This window comes from Microbulbifer sp. MI-G, from assembly GCF_030440425.1.
In the GTDB taxonomy this organism is placed as follows: Bacteria; Pseudomonadota; Gammaproteobacteria; order Pseudomonadales; family Cellvibrionaceae; genus Microbulbifer; species Microbulbifer spongiae.
Map to the genome: position 1 here is coordinate 3,259,150 of NZ_CP098023.1, position 22,039 is coordinate 3,281,188.

Consider the following 22,039-nt stretch of genomic DNA (forward strand, 5'->3'; position numbering starts at 1 on the left):
TGGTGCCGCAAGCCATAAGCAGTTTTATTCGGTCTCCGCCCCCAGGAACTGTAGGAGTGGGCGGCATTTGGATGCCAAAAAACGCGGCGCTATTGCCGCCGATACCCCACCCATCCTACAGCGCTTGCGCATTTCCCCCAAACACGGGTTCTAGCTCAACCGTTACTTCGAAAGCTGCTTCAAGCGTTTAGTCGGCGCAGCAGAGAAAATCCGGCAGGTCTGCACTGAGCAGCATAAACGCTGGATACATAGCATGCGAGACTGTAAATTCTGCCTTTCCACCAGTATCTGAATCGATTACAAACCGCTATTAAACGGGTACCCGTACCAATTGCGACTTCCTCATGCTTGAATTTTAGACAGTTGTATAAATCAACGTCAGAAATTCATCGGTTATACCTTTCTTAACTGTCTAATAAGCCTGTCGAGGAGAAAAAACAGCCCTAAGCCCGACCCGCTCAATTTGTGGGCGTCTATAATTGTCGGGCGATACCCGATAGCAGTCCGAAACTCTTACGGCTGGGCATCGCCGTCCGTCAGGATGGGGTAGGTGGTAATTTTTTTATCCAAATAGAATATATCCGTTTACTATCAAAGGCGCAAATCCAGATATTCGGCATTCATTGACTGCCTGGATCGTATCTTACGCCGCTTTTGATCTATTACGGCCATATCTCATTCCAATAATAATTTAGGATATAAATGTTTTTTAGTTACCTGTGCCTGAATTATAAACCCTTAATTGAGGATAAAAACTATCCAGCCGGGCTCCTGTTCAAAAATGGCATGTAAAAATTCGGATGTATAAATCCCATTTAATTAACTATTACAGGGAAGAACTAAACCAATGTTCCAGATCAATATAAGAAAGTATAAATTCTTAACCGGCCTAGCTGCGCTATTGGTTTTTCTATCATCGAGTCTGACAGCACAAACCAACTCAAACATACTCTCACACAAAATACAAAATTATTTGTCCACAGAAAAAGCGCAACAGCAAGTTTCTGCATTTATTTATTTTAAAGATAAAGGAGATAATCTCGATGCAAAACTGTTAGCAGCAAAACAGTCGCTTTCATCGCGCGCTTTACAACGTCGGATTGTCAATCGTGGCGTCGATAACCTGGTCGACTTGACCGATATACCGATCAATCCCGAGTACCTTAATTCGGTCAAGGCTAAAGTGAGTAAAATAAGACATCAGTTAAAAGCGCTTAATGCCGTCTCCGTAGAAACCACACCGATAGTGCTAGCGCAATTATCCAAACTGAAATTCATTAAGAAAATCACCTTGGTGAAATCGATCAAGCGTAAACCCAATCCAGTTAGCCCGCGGCAACCACTTAAAGACATGCAGCAGCCACTGCCGACGCAACCTGAGGTGGCTACTTTGTTAGATTATGGCAATTCTTTTACCCAGAATAATCAAATCAACGTACCCCCTGTTCACGATATGGGCTATAACGGTAGCGGCGTCATCGTGGCTATTTTTGATTCAGGCTTCAATCGATTAACCCATGAAACGTTTAATCAAATGTATATCGCCGGCACCTGGGATTTTGTCAACGGTGACACGGATGTGGGTGACGGCGGCATGGGCAACGGTAGTCATGGTACCAATACTCTCAGCACCATCGGTGGTTATAGCCCAGGCAATTTAATCGGCCCGGCGTACGGCGCGACGTATTATTTAGCCAAAACCGAAAATACCGAATCAGAATTACACGTCGAAGAAGATAACTGGTGCGCAGCGGCTGAGTGGGCAGATACAAACGGTGCGCAAATTATTACCAGCTCCTTAGGTTACAATGACTTTGACTCCGGCGGCGACTACTCTCCGTCGGATATGGACGGTGACACCGCCATCGTTACAATTTGTGCCGACCTTGCAGCAGAAAAAGGTATCGTGGTAATTAACTCTGCAGGTAATGGTGGAAACTCAAGCCAAAATACCTTAGGTGCGCCTTCCGACGGTCATTTTGTTCTGGCGGTTGGCGCGGTGACTTCGTCAGGTTCGCGTTCATTCTTTAGCTCGGTCGGGTTATCGGCTGACGGTCGAATCAAACCGGACGTTATGGCGATGGGTTCAAGCGTGCGCGTCGCCAGTTCAAGCTCAAATACCCGCTATTCGTATGCCAACGGTACGTCTTTTTCTTGCCCGTTAACTGCGGGAGTCGCTGCGTTATTACTCCAGTCCAACCCCAATCTTAGCGCGTCTCAAGTTCGGGATATTCTACGCAATACTGCCGATAATACGGCATCCCCAAACCGGTTCTACGGGTACGGCATTATTAACGCGTTGGCAGCGGTACAAGCCGCGGCAAGCGCGGAAATACCTGTCGGCTTCACCCACACAACTGACGCCTTAACCACAAGCGCAGTTGCTAAGCAATCCCCGGAAAAATTCTAGGCCAATTAGGCTAGACCAACAGTTGATAGACAGCCAAATAAAAAGGCCAAGCTTTTGGCCAAGCTTGAGGGATACCGGAAAGGCAGTCACCAGATGCCTTTCTTTGCCCTAAACCAGGAGCTTGCTGGAAAGCGTATCCTATTGCCTCTGGAGAACACCGACTGAATCCGCCTGGGTTTGCCGGAGGCAATTTGATTGGCGTTAGGCCGCTTGGGCAGGCTCGACTTGCTGATACGCTGGGTACATAGCTTGGGAAACTGTAAAATCCACCTTTCCGCCAGTAGCTGAATCGATTACAAACGCTATTAAGCGGGTATCCGTACCAATTGCGACCTCCTTATGCTTCAATTTTAGACAGCTGAGTCAATCAACGTCAGAAGCTAATCGGATATATCTTTCTTAACGGTCTACAGGCCTGTCGAGGAGAAAAAACAGCCCTAAGGCCGACCCGCTCAATTTGTGGGCGTCTATGATTGATTCTTCTCCAACACCGCCCGACGCTTGCCCCCTCCACGGCAAAACCCAGGGACATTGCCTGACCCAGCCCTCTATTGTCGCCTGTAACTATGACGATCCTGCCTTCAAACTGCCCTGTCATGGGGTGTGCCCTCTCTGGAGCGGGCCTGGGATATCAGTTCAGTGCATACCAGGCGAATATCAATAGCCGAGCGAAATCATTACACTAACACCCCCCCAACCGGTAGTGACCACAGCAGTGATGAAGCCCCAATCAGTCCAAACTATTGGTCTGCCACAGACACGGAGATACCCATTGTGAGTGAAGGCAAGGCTCAAGGCGTCGGCTCGCTGCGTCCGGTATTGGGTTTTCTCGCCCACTACAAACTGCGCGTTGTGGCTGCCATCGCTGCCCTCCTCTTCACTGCCGGCGCGACGCTCTCTATGGGTAGGGGCGTGCAAGTACTCATCGACAACGGCTTTAACGGTGACTCCAGCGCTGACTTGAAGAGCGCTATTACCTTGCTGATTATGCTCGCAACAGCAATGGCTGTGGGCACTTTTATCCGGTTTTACCTTGTGTCCTGGCTGGGAGAGCGAGTGAGTGCCGATATTCGCAAAGCCGTCTTCGATAACCTCGTCCGGTTACATCCGGGCTACTTCGAGACAAATCGCTCGGGCGAAATCATGTCTCGGCTGACCACCGACACCACCTTACTGCAAACCATTATTGGCTCCTCTTTTAGCATGGCCTTGCGCAGCAGCCTCACGACAACAGGGGCGCTGGTGATGATGTTTATCACGAATCTCAAGCTCAGCCTCATTATCACCGTCGGGGTACCGCTGATTTTGCTACCGATCCTCGTGTTTGGCCGCCGGGTTAAGAAACTCTCTAACGAAAGCCAGGACAGTATCGCAAGTGTCGGTAGCTATGCGGGGGAAGTGATTCAGCATATTCGTGTGGTGCAAAGCTACACCCGGGAGAACTTCGAAAGCAGCGCGTTTTCGCGCGAAGTTGAAATCGCCTTTGCCATTGCACGACGACGCATCTGGCAGCGCTCACTGCTCATCTGCGCAGCAATCTTACTGCTATTTATTGGCATGTCTGGCATGCTTTGGGAAGGAGGGCAGGATGTACTGAGCGGGCGCATGAGTGGTGGCGAGCTCGGCGCCTTTGTCTTCTACGCGATCATGGTTGGATCAGGCTTCGCGACAATATCCGAGGTCTGGGGTGACTTACTGCGAGCCGCAGGCGCCGCCGAACGGTTAGTCGAGCTTATTGATACGCCCAGCCTCATTTCATCGCCAGAAGAACCCGCTGTTACCGCCCTCAGCAAGCAGCCCGAACTGCGCATGACCAACATCAGTTTCAGCTACCCGACCCGACTCAATCAACGCGCGCTGGACAATTTCTCCCTCACCATAGAAGCAGGCAAAAGCCTTGCACTGGTAGGCCCTTCCGGTGCGGGAAAATCCACTGTATTCGAAATGCTGCAGCGCTTTTACAACCCACAGCAGGGCCGCATTGAACTAGACGGTCACGATATTCGCACCCTCAGCCTGGAGCAGCTGCGAGAAAGCCTGGCGCTGGTACCCCAGCAGCCGGCACTGTTCACCGGCGATGTCCGCTACAACATTCGTTACGGCAAACTCGATGCCAGCGAAGAAGAGATCATTGCCGCCGCCCGTGCCGCACACGCTCACGAATTCATTAGCGCGCTGCCTGAGGGCTACCAAAGCCATCTGGGGGAACAGGGTGTTCGCCTTTCAGGTGGCCAGCGCCAACGCATTGCACTGGCCCGAGCCATCCTCAACAATCCCCCCATATTATTACTGGACGAAGCTACCAGTGCGCTGGATACCGAGAGTGAACACCAGGTTCAACTGGCACTACAGGAACTAATGCGCGGCCGCACAACTGTCATCATTGCGCACCGCCTGTCCACTATTTTGCATGCAGATAAAATTGCCGTGCTGGATCAGGGCCGGGTCATCGCCACCGGCACACATCAGGAACTGCTGCGCAACTGCGAACTCTACGCCCGTCTGGCCAATCTACAATTTCGCGAAACGAGCCTTAGTGAGTCGACTGAAATTACGGCCGATCAAATTTCACGCGCAGTGCCGGATTAATGCCCCTGCAGCTCCGCCTCATCTAAACCCAGTACGGCGGGGTGATCAGCCCTTGACCCTAATGTACGGTTAGGTGGCGGGCATAGTACTCTTCAAACCAGGTATCTGCGGCGCTGCTGCCAAGGCACAGGGACGCTATTGTATATAAATCGTGCACTTCCGTGTCGATGGGATGCTCCAGTGCGAGCGAAAGTAGTGCGGGTAGCTGTACAACGTCATCCAGCCAGGTTTTTAAAACCTGAGTGCCATCTTTTCCCCAAAAGGCTGATGGTGACTCTCCCTGGGTGAGTACATTCACCTGACTTGCCAGAAACGCAATGATGCATTGCCGGGAAGCCGGGGAGTCATCATTCCACCATGCGCTTAACTGCCTGGACACATCCCACCCCGCACAGGCCAGTGTGGACAAGCAGGTTTCTACTTGCCGGGTATCTTCCCAGCGCCCCCACTGCCACCACGCGTTGAAAAATAAAACCACTGCGTTTTGCTCAGGCTCTGGCCACCTATGCCATTCTGCTTCTACAAGCTTGCCGGCGATGACCTCATCATAATATATTCCCATTTTTTCAAAGAACATAAAGCATTGCGCATGGGCAGACAAACTGCAGTTTTGACTGCCCAGCCACGAAAGGGTGATTGTGCCGTAATTTGTTAGGGTTTTGCTCTGAGTTTAGCCAACGCTGATTTGCTAACACACTCATGCTCCAGGCATATACCAACATAGGCCGCTTTATTGCCGATACTTTCAGTAAGGGCTGATTTGGCAAGTTCCATATTGTCGATCTCGATATTTTGGAGGATTTCATTTTCAAGATGCATAGACTTTGACATGGCTACAACAAAATCATCGCGGGAATGACTATGCATATAGAAAATCCCCACATTCAATACCACTGAAACAATGAACGCTACTGATAAAATCATTTTCGTACGATCCATGTATTAAATTCTCATAGAAACTTAACGCTGAGTGAATGGCTGCATTGATACGCTTTTAGAGGTCAGGTTCCCACTTTGTAGTGGGCGAACATTGCATGTATTGTTATAGGGCATTTAGCACCAAATCCAATACTTGGCAATGTAACTCACCGAGTTTTTTTAATCGACAGTTCACCTATAGCTTGATATTCAATTTTCATGATAAATAAAAAGAACGGAACCTTACTGTGTAGAAACCAAAACAATCTTGGCAGAAAAGAGTGGAGTCCAATGATCTTTATCACCTTATAAATTTCTCGTTCAGTTGGTCGAAAATCTAGTCGATGTATTTCGTGGCAGGAAACAACAGCGTATTCATAGTTAAAGGTGTCATAATGTGTGTCTTGCGCAAGCTCACGTCAAGCTCTTTGTCTATGCGCTCAAATGACTCTCTATTATTTTTATTCTCTTCTATCATCGCTCAATCTAAGCCCTATAATGCCCAGCTCGTTTGTCGGAGGTCAAGTTGTAGCCATTTGTTTTGCGCCTACGTATCCTCGAATTCCGTCTTGGCTTGCTTTACTAGTTTTTCATACTTTTTTTGGGTTATGGAAGAGTTCGATAATTGTTCTTCTGCCTTTTGTAACTTTTGCCAGTACTCATACTCAATAGCAGCCAGTATGTAACCAAGCTTTTTTTCTGTAATTAGTTTTTTTGAAAACTGTTGTTTGGCTGTTTTTTTATTCCAGTTTCCATCTCCTGGTGCTGCAGGAAGTGTGTAATCATTATCCAATGATAGAATCATCGGATATCCTATAGCCTTTTTCTATGTGTTCTTTTGCACATAGATACAGAATATAATCCACTGAATCATGCGCACCATACCAATGGAGATAAAAATTTTCTGAGCAATAGCCCACCACTTTTTCATCTTTATCCAGGATATCTATACGACCATGTGAACATCCCAATATAAATAGGCAAAAAAGCATAAATGTACTTTTTTTCATGGCATTCTCATTAGCACATAATGCCCCAAAGCACGAATCGGATCCGCAACGAGCCAGAAATCCAGTACACGCAGTGTGTGGTCGATCCTTTGTTTGTTGTAAGTGTCGAATTCATTTACTAAGTGCCACACCGTTATTATTAAGATAGAGACGACCTGTGATACTAAGGTCTTTTTACTCCCACCAAGAAGTGAAAAGTAACCATAAAGCACCAGCAGATCACCTCAGAATAGGGTATATCTTGTCTGCGCTAAGAAAACAAGGATTTTCTATCGCCGCTATAGCCAAAAATCTAAATCGGCAACGCAATACCAGCTACCGAGAGATCAACAGGATCAGCTGTGACTACATTGGTGGTTCATATCGACCTGGCCAGGCCCAACGACGCACTGTTGCACCTCGATCGCCTTCGCTGTACAACAGACACTACACCCATAGTGACTTCAAACTAATTAGAAGGCTGCTACAGAAAAATCTGAGCCTTGAAAAAGTTGTCGGAGAAGCGTATTCATCACGAAACGATCTACCGATATATTTTCCGAAATAAAATCATTGGCGGTACGCTGTGGACATACCTACAACAACCGTGGAAGGCTAGCTGATAAACGGCATATATCTGAACATTCGGATAGCGTTGAAAGCCGCAAATACCAGGGACACTGGGAGATCGAAACTGTCCATGGGTGAGGTAGGGTGGTTCCCCCAAAAAATAACGTGGTGACAAGGGCCTACCTCTGGGAAACCGACCGATTCGGTGGATTGATCCATATTCCCAATGAACGAGACCAATAGCTATAAACTATTGGTCATACAAGCCAGTCGATAACACCCGGAATGGAAGTGGGAAAGCAGCCGGGGCTATTCCCATCTGTGCTCAAATCAGAACGCGAGTATCAACGCCCGAACTCAAGGTCGGTAATAATCATGGACCGCATAAAATCGTTGAAGCCATTTGAGTGTGGCGGAGCCGGGCGGTCCACCACTTGAGTTTGCGGAGCCAATGCAGCGGTTTCCCGATCTACAACATAGAAGCCTTGTATCGTTGTAGTATCCCGGTAACACTGGGGTACACCTGCGCTCAGTTCCTTTCTCGACTTGTAACTGACTGAGGCGACCAATCGACAAACCGGAATGATCGCGATCAGTGCCAGCATATCCCGCACTGTGCGGAGATTGAATTCGCCATTGGCGACCCTGACTGCGGTGACATCGGTATTCCCGGCAGCCCTTTCCGCGGCCCATCCACCTACCCCATTGCCTATGGTTTGCCAGTTGTTGGTCATCAAAATATCCCGCTGGTTCAGTGTCCTGGTGGGTTGGGCGGCAGTGAAAATAGGCCTTACTTCGCGCTGAATTTCGCGAAATCGCAGCGCCTCCGCGATGACGGTGATATAACGCAGCAGAGCACGCGCGGTATTCTGTCCGACATTCCGATTGTCACCCAAAAGTGCCAGATGAATAGCGTCATCCAGAAGATTTTGTCTTCCAAATTGCAGACCACGACGTCCATCGTTGCCCAAATGTGCCCGTCTTTCCAGAATGCCATAGGCACCACCGGTGTCCAACTGCACTGTGGTATAACCAGCAATAGTGGCGGGAGCCCGATCCTCATCTAAACGGTGGTATCTACCACCGGCCAAGAACCCAACGACATATAAATTCGCAGGGTCTACTATAAACTCCAGACCTGGCTGCTCCTCATCCAGTCCGGTTATCTCAATTCGCAAAAAAGTGTAGGGATTGGCGGCTTCCAATCGTCGTAGAACCGTGCCCTGCATCTGCACTTCATTCACCGGTGTAGTAATCCGATCATTATTGCGAATCGCGTTTAAGCTATTGATATAAGTGGTATCACTGGATAAGTCCATATTAAATGACCCAACGTCACTCAATGCCTGAGAGGAAATCAACAGTATCGTCAAGTTTATTAGTATTTTTGATAATTTATTCATAAATAATCACCTGAACAATTCTTCATGGAAAGCCACTAAAACTGTGCTTATCAAAAGTAGCCTCAATAGGGACACACATTTGTAAGGCATAGTATTTCCGTGCGTATCGACTAACGCAGATCGTAGCGCATCGCGACCACCGTGAAAGGTGAAGTTCTGTAGTCGTAGCATAGATCCACAGTACCGTCAGATGTCAATGATGCGTAAACTGTACTAATCAAGATGGCATAGAGACCTCTCTGATCGTTTCCTGACAAGGATGTAGCATTCGGCAGTTGGTAGTACGAATCTTCGCCATTGCTAAAATAGATGCGTTTATCTGGCAGCGTGCTACCGGATGCGTTAATGGTAGTAGCGTACACGGACTGGATATTGAAATTTTTAATATAATGATAGCTTCTGGACTGGCAGCGATTTTCAAATAAATCTTGCAACGTATTTGCATATGTTGGGCTGTAAATATATAAACTGGAAAAGAAAAACAGAATGGAAATAATTTGTTTCATGATTGATATCTCATGTAGATAATTCGTTAGTGGACTTATTCGATATCGGAGTCTTGTCTGTGCAAGTTCTCCAAAGAGTAACGAATCGCCACAACACTTCTCGGAGAGGTAGTTGTATTTGCGCAGATATCGATCAATTGGTTAACGGCGAGCGCGGCATACACCAAGCCATATATATTGGTAGTGGATCGGGAAAATGTATTGAGCAGATTATCCACGGCCAATTGAGAATCAATTCCATCGACTGCATAGAGTGAGCCACTCTCGTTGCCGAAGTAAACCGCATATGAACTAAGATCGCCATTAACTGGAGATGATCCTATCCCGGTTCCCATCAGCGAAGGATAGACGTCGGTCACATCAAAATTTTCCACATACAGGTGACCAGCAGCTTCGCACTGCTGTTTAAAGTTCGCCTTCTGGGCACTCACCTGGCAACCTATGACCAAAAAAAACAAAAACAGGGTCGAATGAATAATTACTTTCATACTATGAATATCCTAAATTAAAGGCATATAGCAACCTGATGACAAGCAGGGTCCAAATATTCTGTTCGCATCAACAATTATTGCGCCTCGGTATAGATACCGAGTACTGTGTTAGGACTGGTACTGGCGTCAACACAGAGACTCACCGGCTGGGCCAATGCCACACTATTGTAGACAGTCGCTTTTAAGTAGTTTGCAATTATCGTATTGTACTCAGAACCGACCACGATATCGTCGTTAGGGTTCAGGCGGCCTATCTGAAAAAAGCGCCCTCTTTTATCACCAAAATACAGCGTCTTGGCCATTTGGGTTGGAAAGACATTGCTAATCACCACATTAGTTGCCCAATTGTGGCCGGCGTTTAAGCACTGATTGGTGAAGTAGTCTCGCGTTGTCGATACGGCCAGTGCCGGGCTCGCCATACAAGCGAGTAATGTACAGATAATAGTTTTCCTCACTATATATTCCTCTTGCGTAACAGATAGGATAAACAGATTTGGGCTTGAATTCCCCAGTTGACTTTACTTCCTATCGAAATAAAAGGTTAAAAAATGCCATCGATTTTCAGCTTTTATTTCCTGTAATTTATCAGGGCGCGTGACTAAAAATCCCAAGCAGGGTTGGAGGGGAGGTGTCATCATCCACACATAGATCCAGGGTGTTTTGTAAAGAATATGCTGCTTGAAGGTTGGAAATCATAGTGGTCACTATGGCTGCCCCTGCTACATCCACAGGGATTTTGACCTGATAGACGTTGCCATTGGCGGCACCGAAGTAAATAGTCTTGTTGCCCAGTTCGGCACCTCCATTCAAAGTGGGATAAAAATCGGTAATAGTGCTTCCAGGTCGCCAGGAGTGATTTTGGTCCGTACATTGAACCTGGGCATCATCCACAAGTTCTGCCAGTGCGGGTGTGACAAAACAGCCGAGCAGTACAATAGTCAAAATTTTTTTCATCGTGCAGTCCTCTATACTCAATTTTCCCGTCGTTAAGTCGCTCTGACTTTTCCTGCTCTGTAGCAGGAAATTGGGCTATTGGTCCGAGCTTCTGGGCAAAAGTATTTCGAAGCAACTAGCCCCCATTTTTTTATTCACCGGTTGCCTCCTTGATAAAATTGATGGCCATCACACTATGGGGTGTGGTACTTTGGTCGATACAAAGATCTACTGTTTTATCGGTTGCAAGCCCTGCATTTACAGTGGACGTAAGAGTTTGCACGGTTCTGATGGAGTCTGGACTAGACTCGTCAACGAACAGTTGATACACCTCACCAGTATCGTTATTGCCGAAATACACTGCTGCCTTGCCCAAGGTCCCGGTTGCGCTGTTCGCAGGGTAGATATCGCTAATATCAAACTTTTCAATCCATTTGTAATCCGACCCTGTGCACTGCGCTCTGAATGTATTGGATAGCACTGACTGTGCCAGCGCGGGGCTGCACACGCAGGCGAGTAGCGCGCCGACAATGACTTTATTCATGGTTTAATCCTCATTATTGTTGACTTCACGATCAAACAAATCCTGTAGATTCATTTGATCTTCGCTCTTGAACTACGGATCAGTAATTGATTACGCTTGACGTTCAAAATTTTCTGCCGATTCCGGGTCGGCAATGGCTCTTCCCTGTGCCGATTAAACCCACAAAAACTTTTTTATGTGAATTAATCAACTACTTCCGTGAATTTAGACACTGGTGACTGACTCCCCCGATAGTGGTTTTTTACTAAAATGACACATCTTAAAAGCCAGGGCTGCGCAGGTTTCGCCGCACCCTATTGGCATATAAAGCCCATCTGCCTTGTGGCGTTTTACCCGGTTACTCTCGGTTTGTGGTGTGGTTCATACCATCTTAGCAATTCCATTTCTGAAAAATTCCCTGCCTCCAAAGCTTGATAACGAATTTTCACTTATCCTCTTGAGATGAGGAGGTGAGTCTGTGACTATCTTCATTATTCATGTCTGAATTTTATTTCATTTGTAAAATTGCCGATTCAAAAAATAAAATACATAATCTTTGTATATAAAATATAGAAATTTACTTCCATGTCATTCTTTTTTTTTGGATTCGTGAAAAAAGTCTCAAAAATTGATCTTTTGATCAACTGACCATTAAATAAGGGTGAAATTAACGCCAAGCTGGTATTGGCGCTCGAAGCGTAGGCCGTTCGCGGAGGTGTATGTCGAAGTGTACAGTCTAGCCTAGGGCCTGTCTACACTAAACATGATAAACTCTGCGAATGGAAATTTCAAAATCGCATTTCAAAATTATTGAACACCTGCTTCCCGTTCAAAAAGGCAATGTAAAAATCCCTGATATACAGATAATTAATGCCATATTGTATGTCGCCGAGCATGGCTGTAAATGGCGAGGCCTTCCTGAACGATTCGGCAAGTGGTACAGCATTTACATGCGAGCTAATCGCTGGGCCAAGAAAGGGGTTTTAGACCATGTTTTTGTTATTCTGCAAGGTGCAGATGTCGTTAACATCCAAGTTGACACTATTTCACTCGATAGCACTGCGGTAAAAGTACATCCAGATGGTGCAGGAGCATTAAAAAAAACGGTCCACAATCCATTGGAAAATCAAGAGCCGGATGGACAACTAAAATTCACATGGTAGCTGCTGATGATAAAACGGCTGTAATAACCTTTGCACTCTCACCCGGTCAATCCAGGGATGCACCAGAAGGTCGAAGTCTTCTGGAAACCTTAGAAAACTGTGGGTGGGAAGGCGCTAAAGTTCTAATGGACAAAGCCTATGAAGGCGATGAAACACGACAATTGGTATTGGACTTGGGCATGATTCCTGTTTTTCCTCCTAAGGTTAATCGCATCAATCCATGGAAGTACGATCGAAAAATATACAAGAAGAGAAACGAAGTTGAGCGCCTTTTCAGGCGACTGAAAGGGTTCAGAAGAATCTTTAGTCGTTTTAACAAGTTGGACGCAGTATTCAGATTTTTTATCAACTTTTCACTGATCGCTGACAGGATGATTAGTGTAGACAGGCCCTAGCTCATTGCTGGTAAGCTCACGGAGAGGTGCTCTACGCGCTTGTTGGTCTTCCTCCGAGACACAGCAAGGGCAACCACTGATATGTGCGGAACGCGGATATCGGGCGAAGATAGTGTAGGCATTCGCAATGGCGGCTGTTCACGCCGAAGAGGGTAACTGCATAAGCTGACTCAGTAAAAAAGGGACTGCTGGAATGCGGCTTTAAAGACAACGGTTAGCGATAGTAACAGGCCGTGGTTGAGGATCGGGGAAAATCAGTTAACCCTTCTCAGTAAGTGGACACCTGATGATACGTAACCCCCTCCCTGTAGCTACATCGGGTAACTGCCGCCGGTATTAAGGTTCCCTGGCCGCTGGCGCAGCCAGTGGGGTTTGTTGTGCAATTTGAGCAATACAAAGCGTGGCGTGCTCGGTAATCTGTTGGCTTTCGACCTCTGCTGTGTGTGCTGCCTTGTCAAGGCAGCGCTTTAAGGAATTGATGTCCTCTGTTTTCTGGTCGCCTTGTGAGGCGTTTTTTGCCTCTTTCATCATATTGAAAAGCGCAATGGTGGTGATCCAGCGAGCTTCCTCGCTGGCAGACTTCCAGTCAGCCAGCGAGATCGTGGCAGTTATATCGCGAGTTTTTTGTGCATCATGGGATTTCTGAACCCTCTCGAAGAGAAAAAACATTAGCGAAGAAAACAAAAGCAAGCATACAATCAGCATGCCACAGCCGTTGCGGGTTTTATCTGCATTGGTATGCTCGCCGCACTTCTGGCCTGAGCACCCAGGGTTAAGCTTGTGTTTTTTACAAGCCTCACCGGAATCAGTTCTGTTTTTTGGCATTTTTTACCACTTAATCGATCAGATTTTCTGGATAACAGTAAGCACTACGCTGAATAGTTATAAGTAGTGCTTCAACTTGTTGCCCGTTTCTTCAAATCCATGCCATAGGCCTTGAGAAAATACTCTGCAACCTTTCCCTGGCGCATCCAGGACAATATGATCTTTTCCTGATCGGGGCAATCCCGCCAGAAAGCGTTTTGCAGTTTGCCGCTGAAGATAGACTGCATATTCCGCTCAATAAAACTGTACAAAGCCTGGGCGTGTTCTGGTTGCTCCAGTTGTTGCAAATAGAAACTGAGGTCATTTTCTATATGGGAGATCGCACATAACCAGACATCTATCCCCCAAATAGTATCTCCGCCCTTCAATACGTTTACATATTTCTTTCTTGACAGGCCCTGAATAAGGTCTTTTTTTCGCTTATCCCATTGACTGAAGTTGGCTTCAACCATAGCCCCATAGACAATTTCCGGATCTACCCATTCGAGTGCATCTTTCATAAGCAGATCAAACACCCTGGGAAACAGATACATAAAACCATCAATCGAACCAACCGTTTTCAGTGCGGAGCCGGCATAAGTTGCGATTTCATCCGGGGTGATATCCACCAGCCTTTTTGTGGCAAGCACCTTTAACTGTTTTTCACTAATACAGCACTCACAGCCACGTATGGTCCGCGGCGGTTGAAACTCTGAAAAAGCGTGATAAAGGGCTACAGATTCATTCATAGGGTTTCCAAATTACCAACCAGGTGCAGTACCGGTAACAAAGTACGGGGTTTAACCCTGAAAATAAATCACTTGACAAAAAATCGTCAAGCGGCTTTTCATGCATTGGATAGCGCACACTGATGGGAATAAATACGATCCAAGCGTAAGATCGGGCGCTGGGTACAGGAAATGATTGAGCGGCGGGTTCTACCCATCAGGCCCGCTGGTCAGGCCGGCGCGGACCGTTTTAAGCGGGGCTGCCGATAGTATCAGGACGCCCCACTGGCAATAAACCCAATAAAATAGCCACTGCAGTCCCCCAATTCGCCGCGGCAAAAACACAACCGGGCCGCCAATGCGGCCCGGCAAGGGTTGAAAGGCGATCAGGGGGCTACCTGATGCAGGTCATGTTGAGGCGATCGTATTTATTTTTTATAGGAACATGGGGTTCGGAAAGTCCTGGTAACGCTACCAGTGCCACCTGCGGGAGCCGGCACATTGACCTCAAAACTCACCAAACCAGAACCTTCTGGTTTGGCACCTTCACCTTTGGGAGTACTAAAGAAGATCTGAACTTTACTGGGACCATAAGCGCTGGTATTACCTACCACATAGTCCTCTGGCTCCACAACACATTCGTCCGACTCAACCTTAACGGTTGTACCAAAGGGTAACCGCCCGTTGTATACATCAGACAAATAAAAATTATGTCGTTTGATTTCGTTACCTGAAACCTCGACTTTAGAGATAAGGGCAGCACTGCTGCCTTCACCATCAAATAGTGCTCCGTATGGGTTATGCCCGGCTACCAGAATCGTCAACTCATCACTACGCACATGAACCAGTTCTTTAGAGCAGGCACCCACTGCTTCGGCAGCGTCGGAACAAAGCACGCCGTTATAAATGTCATTACCTTTGTCGTAGCCCTTGTTTTCATTCAAGTCCACCATCCTATCCTCGTCACCAGCGACTTGGGGGCAATCAGGATAGCAACTGCCAGCTGTGCCGGAATTACCAAATTCCCCATCTTCGTTGTGGTCCACAAACGCTTCAGGCAAATCTTCAAATTCTTCACCAGCGTCAAACAGCCCATTGGAATTTGCATCTACAAAGCTTTCCTGCCCCAGCGCATATGCCAGGATTGAAGAGCGTCCGCCATAGGGCTGCCCCAGACTTACCGGACAAGGGACATCACCAATTTCCCCAGTGACAGGGCAAACTGAGTTGTGAATAGTTCGAAGCGAAGACGACCCGCCATTATCATCAATGAAGGTATATTTCAGCGGTTGTCGAGGATCCTGGCTTGTCCATTGTACAGAGCATGCACCATCAACAGTAGTACAGGACCCCTCTATGCTCCCGTACTCGGTCCTAAAGCTGATTGCGGTGCCATCGGGAATGGGGTTATTAAAGGAATCAGCAGCAAGAACATTGATGGTTGAGGTTACGTTGTCAATGTTGCCGCCACCCGGATTCAGGACCGTAGCAGACACAGAAAATGAATCCTGGTCCGGTATGCCCGTAGATATCGTCAACTCATTAGACACGGTAGAGGTAATAACCACTCCGTTATCCACAATCGAGGCTTTTACCCGAACCGGCGTCGCTACGGTACCGGAAGAAACCAATACTTTCACATCCCCTGCTGCATCGGTCACGCCAGAGTTGCTGGTAAGGCTTACCCCCCCAATCACCGTCGTCAATTCGAAATTGACATCAACCCCATTGGCTGGCAGGCCATCCTTATTGAAGACCCGAAAAACCAGCGTTGACGTCTCCTTACCCCCACTACCTCGAATAGAAATAATCGCAGGGTCTGCGCTGATAAACTCGATGGAACCTATCTCAGCAGGCGACACTTCAAGCTGGCTACTGGCCGATATACCCGGGTAAGCCGCCAGCGTTGCAGTGACGGTATCCTGGCCTTCACAGCCCTCCGCAGTAAAGGTCGACGTTGCCGTACCATTGGTTGTAGTCACCGGAGAATCCAGGCTGGCAGCAGGGGGTTCGCCCTGGCTGCAATTACTGGAAAATACCACTTCTAACGGCTCAAGGTAGGGTTCACCATCGGGCCCCTGCACAATGACATCAATTGGTGTACTGCCGGTAGAAGACAGCACCGGAGCAACAATCTCCAGGCTGCCCGGTACAAACTGCCCATTGTTAAAATAACCCAGTTGTAAAGCAGGCTCTACGACAGTAAATCTCAGAGGCGAGAAAGGCGCCTGATTGGTACTGGCGGTATCGTAGGTAACAACAATCTCTCCGGCACTGCCAATATCCTGCCCTTCAACATCCAGCTCGATCAGTGCAACACCACTCTCATTGGTCAGTACTTGTCCACTCTCGGGTGTCAAGCTACCCAGGGTTGTGCTGACACTCACGTTACCGGAAACGATAGGATCATTGTTATCTTTGACCGTTACTTGAACATAGACCGGCTCCAGCGGATTGGGATTATCAACCAGTTCACCAGTTTCTATATCGCGCAGCTCTACGGCAATACTATAAGAGCTATCCGGGTCCGGTGTCGCATCGTCCGGAGCGCTAAACCCATTATCGCTACCACCTCCGCCACCACCACAGGCGGCCAGTGAAACTGCAATGGTCAACCACAGAAACCATCGCGAAACGGATTGGTACAGCGTAAGAGTGTGCATCTACTTATCCTTCACAATTTCTTTTGCACCCGGAGGCAACAGCCAGCATCCCCCCAACCGGGTGTGTATAGCCTTTACACGGCCTGATACGTTTTAGTGTTCATAGGCCACTCATACCAGTGAGCAGCCAATTGGTACATCTGTTGGTGTTTGAATAGGAGCCTTCTGTCAAAAAAGTTCTCCAAACCACAAGCCCAACAGACGCAATCGCGCACTATCCTGAAACAGTGCCTTGAATTCAAGTCTTTTTGACTTACTCCCGGAATTTAGCACCATAAGCGCGATGAGATTTCCAGTTCAGTTATCCCAATAACGATCCCAACCTGAAGAAACGCAACACTGAAGAAAAAATCACCAGAGCCATGAAGAAACGCGAGGCTCAAACCAAGGGCCTCAGGAAACTGATGGCTGAGAAGTGACTTGAGATCGAAGCGTGAGTGCACCGCGCTTGAAAAAGTCGCAAAGCCCACTGGACCCAAACCAGTGGCTTCTCACAGGATCCGTCAGAATCCACCCAGTGAACCCGGCACTTGCAAGAGTCAACCACGGTCGCGTTGTCACCAAGGCTGATCAAGCATTCAGAAAGGAACTGTTAGAGCGGGCGATCCGGCACAAGGGTGCGGGTTACCCTATATTGTACGGTTTACTCAACTCCAAAGGTCTCGTTATCAACTACCGTATTGAAGCCTTGGATGGCTTGCACCAGGGAAAGCCAAAGAGAAACATACTCGAGCGGCCCCGACAGCCACCGGCAGTGAGTAAACATACCAGCAAAGCTGGCCAGGCCTAACCTGGCACCAGGGTGCATCGGTTTAGGGTGCGCGCCACAGTGGATCGTTCAATGGCATGGGTGACGACAAGGTTTCCAGAAAGGCGATAAGCTGTGTTATCTGTGTTTCATCCAGCCCCAGGGGTAATATATCAAAGTGGGGCCGGCTCGGATGCTGCTTGCGGTCATAGTAGGGTGGTGTTGGGCGATTGTAGTGTGCCAGCACCTCTTCCAGGGTAGAGAATTGCCCTGCGTGCATATAAGGACCAGTGTGGGCAACATTGCGCAACGTTGGTGTTTTAAATGCGCCCACCAGTTCCCGACCCTGCTTCTTCAAAAAGCGCATTTCCTCGCAGTCATCCGCGCCGGCGTCACTTTGTGCAGAGAGACAGGTAAAGGCGTCGTGCTGTAAGAGCTCTACGCCGGCATAGCGCCCCAGATCCACATTTTCCGGGTCGGCTTCCGGTGCGCCGATATTGTGGAACTCGTAGTTGGTAAACAGGGGGCCATTGTGGCAACTGGCACAGTTGGCGCGCCCCATAAACAGGCGCATCCCGGCCACTTCATCTGCACTCATCAAGCTGGCCAGAATTCGATCATTCCTGTTATCCCGCTGCAGCTGATCCACAAAGCGATCAAAGCGTGCAGGGTGCAGTTTCAATTTTCGCTGGTAGGCCATAATAGCCTTGCCCACTTGACTCACAATGCGATTGACTGCCGCTTTTTGCCTGGCTGTCAGCCTTGGGGTTCTCTTGCGTTTGTTGAGAACGGTTTTCAGGCGCGCCCAATCTGCTCGACTGGAAAAAAGCTGGTCAAAATCGTGCCGATAGTGCTGTCGGATAATGCGCACCAGGCCGAGGCGGTCCAGCCCGTGTTCATTACTATCCTGCAAGGGCCCCAGTGCCTGGGACCAAAGGCTGTCTTTGCGACCATCCCAGAACAACCATGGGCTGTGCGTGGCGCCGAGTATGGTGGGCGCATTGCGCCTGGTGGTGCCCAGTGCGCGGGACCGGGGCAGCCCGTCGGTAAAATACTTGTGCGGCTGGTGGCAACTGGCACAGGCCACCTGACCATTGGCGCTCAGGCGTGTATCGAAAAACAGCCGTTGGCCGAGGGCAGCTGCGCGCGGGTTATCGGCCACAAGGTTATCGGGTGCTGCCGGCAGTGGTGGCAGCGCAGCAAGGGTAAAGCGTTTGAGAAAGGCAATATCTGCGCTGGTGAAGCGATACGTTTCGCCGGCCGATACCAGTTTCGGCGTGCCGCTGAGTAAAAAAAAGAACAGCAACTGAGAAAAAAGCAGTAGTAATCTTGTCACGGTAACGCCTATAGGCGGATATTAAAGGTAACCGCATCATCCTGCTGATTGACACGAATATGAAATGTCATCACCCACCAGCCGGGCATCTGGAACTTGACGCCCTGTACCCGGTATATCCCCGGCGCCATCTCCTCTGTGACACGGGGTTGTGTTGGCAACCCGTGTACATGTCCCGGCATATGCCCTTCAATTGAAATCTCGGCGCCACGCAAAGGCTGGCCATTCAGTTGCGACAGGATCAGTCGCCATTGGTGAATCTGGTTGAGCGGTACCAGCGTGGTAGCTGTTTCCGGCTCTATATGGGCAAAGACACTGAGCTTGCGGGAAATCCGGAAGCTGCTTAGGTTCAGCTCGCCGGGAATATTCTGTCCACTGAGTGCGGGTATCTCCAGGCTCATGTCCGCTGTTGGGGCTCTTGCCTCCGTAGCAACAGCCATATTCATTTTTCCCGGATGAACACTGCGAATATTGGAATTATGCCCTGTGATGTAGCTGTCACTGTCGGCCCCGCGTATCCTGTCGGTTAAACGGATATGAGGCCGCCAAATCTGTATAAAGGCCTTTTCCAACAGCGTGAGCGCATGCCCGCGCTGATCCAATGCCTGATTGCGCAAACGGCTGACTTGCTCCTGCCACAGGGGAATTTCTTCGGCCACAAGATGCATTGTATGTTTAAGCAGTGGCTGATCCCTGCCCTGCGGGAGCGCATGCCATTGCCGCCGCAATTGATTCAAGGATTTACGCAGTCGGTTACTGTGAAGGCTCAGAGATACGGATTCGGCTTGTGCTGCCTCGGCGTTGTGTAATAATTGCTCGCCAATATGAAGCATCGTCTGGCTACTTGCAGCGGGTGTGCCTATTTCGGGGGGTGTATTGCTCTCAATGGCTTTAGCCATCAAGGAAAAAAATAGACACATCGCAATATGGCCGTGCAGGCAGATCACTTTTGCTCGCATCTGAATTTTCCAAAAATTTGAAATTCTCCGGATAGCACGGGCCTCTGACCGGCTGGAAACCAGAGAAGGTATAGCAACCTGTGCGCAGTGCGCACAGGTGCGTTGACTGTTTGCGGCGTATGATTATTGTGAATTCATCACCAACTGGTTTTGAATTGCATTCCAATTCGGGCGCACGACATACAGACCGTTACCGATATCGCTGACAATGATATTGCCACTGGAGAAATAGACATAGCTGCTCCAGGCACCGGAGAACTGTGCGCTGTTTGAACCGGGAATCGTATCAAAATAGGCTACTTCCTGAAGAGATCCCGAGGCGATGTTGGCCGCATCCAGAATGCGCAGACCCGCCCGATAATTACTCTCATACACATAGCCATTGTTGGTATAGAGATTGTGATCTATGGCTCTGGTGGGCCCCACATAGCGCCCTGTTTCAACGGGCCTGTTCAGGTTGCTCACATCAAAAATATAGGAAGTGGTATTTTGCCCCCGCGACGTTTCATCCTGTTCGTCATTCATGATCAGGAAGGTGTGATTGCCATCCAAAAACCATCCCTGATGGGTATATCTGGAGCCCTGATACACTGTGCGCGATAGCTGCAGTGGATTGAGCTTATCGGTCATATCCACAATGGTAATACTGTCCTCATTGTAGCCAACACAAATTTCCCGGCCTACATAAAACGCGTCCGGACCGGCGTAAATAACACACTGGGCATCATGGGTATAACCATCGGATGAAAAACAGCCTGCGTAGCGGGGGTTACTCGGAGTGGAAATATCCACTGTATACAGCCCGCCACTGCATTGATTGCTGCCGACGATATAAGCGTAGCCACTATCCTCGTTGATGGCGATATTGTGCGCGTTACCAAAGCCACCCATATGGGCGGTTTCACGGAGTGTCTGCCCCGGCGAGGGCAGGTTGCGCAAGGTGCGCAAATCAAAAACCTGTAGACCGTGTGTACGGTTACTGAAGCCATCGGCGACAATAAACGCGTGATCGTTATAGACCTTAATATCCCGCCAGGCGCTTGTGCCATTGTTATGGGAGGGCAGAAAACCCAGGTACACCGGTGCATCGGGCACGGTGACATCTACGAATGAAGTGCCGTTGGTCCTGCCCACTATTGCTATCTCAGCACCAGTGAGTGGATCTGAATACCCCCAGATATCGTTTAAATTGGCACTTCCCCCACCCATGCTTGACTTGGAGAAAAAAGCCATCAGGTCGATATTTCTGCACGGATAGCCTCCAGCATTCCCATTCAGGCAAAATTCGACCGATTGTAAATTGGCACTTAGCTGACGTAGCTCCTGTGGCAGCCCGCCATTGTTGCTGTCATCAAATTTGTAATTATCCGGGAACATGGCGCTGTGACCCCAGGCCATATAAGGAATGACCAACAGGACTGCGGCAGCGATATTGCATTTGAAAAATTGGAACATTGCCTGTGACTCCTTGTGTGGTTGGCGATTAAATGCAGCGTGAATGTGCAAATCAACAGCCACCCGCAAAGCAGGTGGTACAGCGAAAACCCCCAGGGGGGCACGGTTAAAGCGCCGCCAATCTCATCTGTTTCTAACGACACCTTTTATGGATTGATGCTGTCTCTACCTTAGAATCCTCTGCCTATCTAAACCAATCGCGCGCAATACGCTCCGGCTCAGAAATACCCGACGGTAAAGCTTTGCTTCACCGGGAAATACGCACGAAATATCTGAACCACTGACTTGCCTTTAAGCACCCACTGTATGCCATGCGATCCACTGCACAGGGAACCTTCACAACAAGGGGATGCGATTTCTTATGGCACAGGCCCCGGCCAGCTCAACTCCTGCTGAGTGTTACAAATCAGGAATATGGCCCGGATCTCTCTGCGTAAAATCCCAAATACCGCCTTT

19 protein-coding genes are annotated in these 22,039 nt (G+C 48.6%); 3 read left to right on the forward strand and 16 right to left on the reverse strand.

The features are described 5' to 3' along the window. The first annotated feature begins 847 nt into the window (after positions 1 to 847). Both M8T91_RS13585 and M8T91_RS13590 read left to right on the forward strand, forming a co-directional pair. Positions 848 to 2,410, forward strand: coding sequence for a S8 family serine peptidase (locus M8T91_RS13585; RefSeq protein ID WP_301414703.1), 1,563 nt, complete (start codon positions 848 to 850; stop codon positions 2,408 to 2,410). Between the two features lie 774 nt (positions 2,411 to 3,184). Next, positions 3,185 to 4,999, forward strand: a complete 1,815-nt coding sequence (locus M8T91_RS13590; RefSeq protein ID WP_301414704.1) for an ABC transporter transmembrane domain-containing protein — start codon at positions 3,185 to 3,187, stop codon at positions 4,997 to 4,999. Positions 5,000 to 5,057: 58 nt separating this feature from the next. Here the strand turns inward: M8T91_RS13590 and M8T91_RS13595 are convergent, their stop codons facing one another. The 10 genes from M8T91_RS13595 to M8T91_RS13640 all read right to left on the reverse strand — a co-directional run bounded on the left by M8T91_RS13595 (position 5,058) and on the right by M8T91_RS13640 (position 11,353). Beyond that, positions 5,058 to 5,576: a hypothetical protein gene (locus M8T91_RS13595; RefSeq protein WP_301414705.1), complete on the reverse strand. Its 519-nt coding sequence runs from the start codon at positions 5,574 to 5,576 to the stop codon at positions 5,058 to 5,060. Between the two features lie 74 nt (positions 5,577 to 5,650). Further along, positions 5,651 to 5,938 carry a hypothetical protein gene (locus M8T91_RS13600; protein WP_301414706.1) on the reverse strand — a complete coding sequence of 96 codons (288 nt, stop codon included), beginning with the start codon at positions 5,936 to 5,938 and terminating at the stop codon, positions 5,651 to 5,653. A 526-nt stretch (positions 5,939 to 6,464) separates the two neighbouring features. After that, positions 6,465 to 6,722 carry a hypothetical protein gene (locus tag M8T91_RS13605; protein WP_301414707.1) on the reverse strand — a complete coding sequence of 86 codons (258 nt, stop codon included), beginning with the start codon at positions 6,720 to 6,722 and terminating at the stop codon, positions 6,465 to 6,467. Beyond that, the gene (locus tag M8T91_RS13610) at positions 6,703 to 6,927 is read right to left on the reverse strand and encodes a hypothetical protein (RefSeq protein ID WP_301414708.1); all 225 of its coding nucleotides are present in this window, start codon (positions 6,925 to 6,927) and stop codon (positions 6,703 to 6,705) included. The genes M8T91_RS13605 and M8T91_RS13610 overlap by 20 nt, the downstream gene beginning before the upstream one ends. Positions 6,928 to 7,820: 893 nt before the next feature. Beyond that, entirely contained in the window at positions 7,821 to 8,879 is a 1,059-nt protein-coding gene (locus M8T91_RS13615) for a ribosome-inactivating family protein (RefSeq protein WP_301414709.1), read from the reverse strand. Between the two features lie 110 nt (positions 8,880 to 8,989). Then, positions 8,990 to 9,385 carry a hypothetical protein gene (locus M8T91_RS13620; protein WP_301414710.1) on the reverse strand — a complete coding sequence of 132 codons (396 nt, stop codon included), beginning with the start codon at positions 9,383 to 9,385 and terminating at the stop codon, positions 8,990 to 8,992. A gap of 35 nt (positions 9,386 to 9,420) precedes the next feature. Continuing rightward, the gene (locus M8T91_RS13625) at positions 9,421 to 9,873 is read right to left on the reverse strand and encodes a hypothetical protein (RefSeq protein WP_301414711.1); all 453 of its coding nucleotides are present in this window, start codon (positions 9,871 to 9,873) and stop codon (positions 9,421 to 9,423) included. Between the two features lie 77 nt (positions 9,874 to 9,950). Further along, positions 9,951 to 10,331: a hypothetical protein gene (locus tag M8T91_RS13630; protein ID WP_301414712.1), complete on the reverse strand. Its 381-nt coding sequence runs from the start codon at positions 10,329 to 10,331 to the stop codon at positions 9,951 to 9,953. A 130-nt stretch (positions 10,332 to 10,461) separates the two neighbouring features. After that, positions 10,462 to 10,830 (reverse strand): hypothetical protein, encoded by a 369-nt coding sequence (locus tag M8T91_RS13635; RefSeq protein WP_301414713.1) that lies wholly within the window; start codon positions 10,828 to 10,830, stop codon positions 10,462 to 10,464. Between the two features lie 130 nt (positions 10,831 to 10,960). Next, positions 10,961 to 11,353 carry a hypothetical protein gene (locus tag M8T91_RS13640; protein WP_301414714.1) on the reverse strand — a complete coding sequence of 131 codons (393 nt, stop codon included), beginning with the start codon at positions 11,351 to 11,353 and terminating at the stop codon, positions 10,961 to 10,963. 758 nt (positions 11,354 to 12,111) lie between these two features. Here M8T91_RS13640 and M8T91_RS13645 point away from each other — a divergent pair. Then, positions 12,112 to 12,890 (forward strand): IS5 family transposase gene (locus M8T91_RS13645; RefSeq protein WP_301414715.1). Its coding sequence is split into 2 segments (ribosomal slippage): positions 12,112 to 12,427 and positions 12,427 to 12,890, totalling 780 coding nucleotides; the frame shifts between segments, so codons are not numbered across the junction. 336 nt (positions 12,891 to 13,226) lie between these two features. On the opposite strand, the gene M8T91_RS13650 is transcribed toward M8T91_RS13645, so the two are convergent. From M8T91_RS13650 to M8T91_RS13675, 6 genes are all read right to left on the reverse strand, one after another. Then, positions 13,227 to 13,715: a hypothetical protein gene (locus tag M8T91_RS13650; RefSeq protein ID WP_301414716.1), complete on the reverse strand. Its 489-nt coding sequence runs from the start codon at positions 13,713 to 13,715 to the stop codon at positions 13,227 to 13,229. A 71-nt stretch (positions 13,716 to 13,786) separates the two neighbouring features. Continuing rightward, positions 13,787 to 14,443: a hypothetical protein gene (locus M8T91_RS13655; protein ID WP_301414717.1), complete on the reverse strand. Its 657-nt coding sequence runs from the start codon at positions 14,441 to 14,443 to the stop codon at positions 13,787 to 13,789. Positions 14,444 to 14,850: 407 nt separating this feature from the next. Next, entirely contained in the window at positions 14,851 to 17,085 is a 2,235-nt protein-coding gene (locus tag M8T91_RS13660; RefSeq protein WP_301414718.1) for an Ig-like domain-containing protein, read from the reverse strand. 812 nt (positions 17,086 to 17,897) lie between these two features. Next, positions 17,898 to 19,169, reverse strand: coding sequence for a cytochrome-c peroxidase (locus M8T91_RS13665; RefSeq protein WP_301414719.1), 1,272 nt, complete (start codon positions 19,167 to 19,169; stop codon positions 17,898 to 17,900). Between the two features lie 8 nt (positions 19,170 to 19,177). Further along, a complete protein-coding gene (locus tag M8T91_RS13670; protein WP_301414720.1) occupies positions 19,178 to 20,128 on the reverse strand; it encodes a FixH family protein in 951 nt (316 codons plus the stop codon). 123 nt (positions 20,129 to 20,251) lie between these two features. Beyond that, entirely contained in the window at positions 20,252 to 21,583 is a 1,332-nt protein-coding gene (locus M8T91_RS13675; protein WP_301414721.1) for a choice-of-anchor B family protein, read from the reverse strand. Positions 21,584 to 22,039 lie beyond the last annotated feature (456 nt).

What these genes read in the sequence shown, in the direction of transcription:
- M8T91_RS13585 (WP_301414703.1), top strand. Translation starts at nt 848, where the DNA reads ATGTTCCAGATCAATATAAGAAAGTATAAATTCTTAACCGGCCTAGCT.
- M8T91_RS13595 (WP_301414705.1), bottom strand. Translation starts at nt 5,576, where the DNA reads ATGTTCTTTGAAAAAATGGGAATATATTATGATGAGGTCATCGCCGGC.
- M8T91_RS13600 (WP_301414706.1), bottom strand. Translation starts at nt 5,938, where the DNA reads ATGGATCGTACGAAAATGATTTTATCAGTAGCGTTCATTGTTTCAGTG.
- M8T91_RS13605 (WP_301414707.1), bottom strand. Translation starts at nt 6,722, where the DNA reads ATGATTCTATCATTGGATAATGATTACACACTTCCTGCAGCACCAGGA.
- M8T91_RS13610 (WP_301414708.1), bottom strand. Translation starts at nt 6,927, where the DNA reads ATGAAAAAAAGTACATTTATGCTTTTTTGCCTATTTATATTGGGATGT.
- M8T91_RS13615 (WP_301414709.1), bottom strand. Translation starts at nt 8,879, where the DNA reads ATGAATAAATTATCAAAAATACTAATAAACTTGACGATACTGTTGATT.
- M8T91_RS13620 (WP_301414710.1), bottom strand. Translation starts at nt 9,385, where the DNA reads ATGAAACAAATTATTTCCATTCTGTTTTTCTTTTCCAGTTTATATATT.
- M8T91_RS13625 (WP_301414711.1), bottom strand. Translation starts at nt 9,873, where the DNA reads ATGAAAGTAATTATTCATTCGACCCTGTTTTTGTTTTTTTTGGTCATA.
- M8T91_RS13635 (WP_301414713.1), bottom strand. Translation starts at nt 10,830, where the DNA reads ATGAAAAAAATTTTGACTATTGTACTGCTCGGCTGTTTTGTCACACCC.
- M8T91_RS13640 (WP_301414714.1), bottom strand. Translation starts at nt 11,353, where the DNA reads ATGAATAAAGTCATTGTCGGCGCGCTACTCGCCTGCGTGTGCAGCCCC.
- M8T91_RS13650 (WP_301414716.1), bottom strand. Translation starts at nt 13,715, where the DNA reads ATGCCAAAAAACAGAACTGATTCCGGTGAGGCTTGTAAAAAACACAAG.
- M8T91_RS13655 (WP_301414717.1), bottom strand. Translation starts at nt 14,443, where the DNA reads ATGAATGAATCTGTAGCCCTTTATCACGCTTTTTCAGAGTTTCAACCG.
- M8T91_RS13660 (WP_301414718.1), bottom strand. Translation starts at nt 17,085, where the DNA reads ATGCACACTCTTACGCTGTACCAATCCGTTTCGCGATGGTTTCTGTGG.
- M8T91_RS13670 (WP_301414720.1), bottom strand. Translation starts at nt 20,128, where the DNA reads ATGCGAGCAAAAGTGATCTGCCTGCACGGCCATATTGCGATGTGTCTA.
- M8T91_RS13675 (WP_301414721.1), bottom strand. Translation starts at nt 21,583, where the DNA reads ATGTTCCAATTTTTCAAATGCAATATCGCTGCCGCAGTCCTGTTGGTC.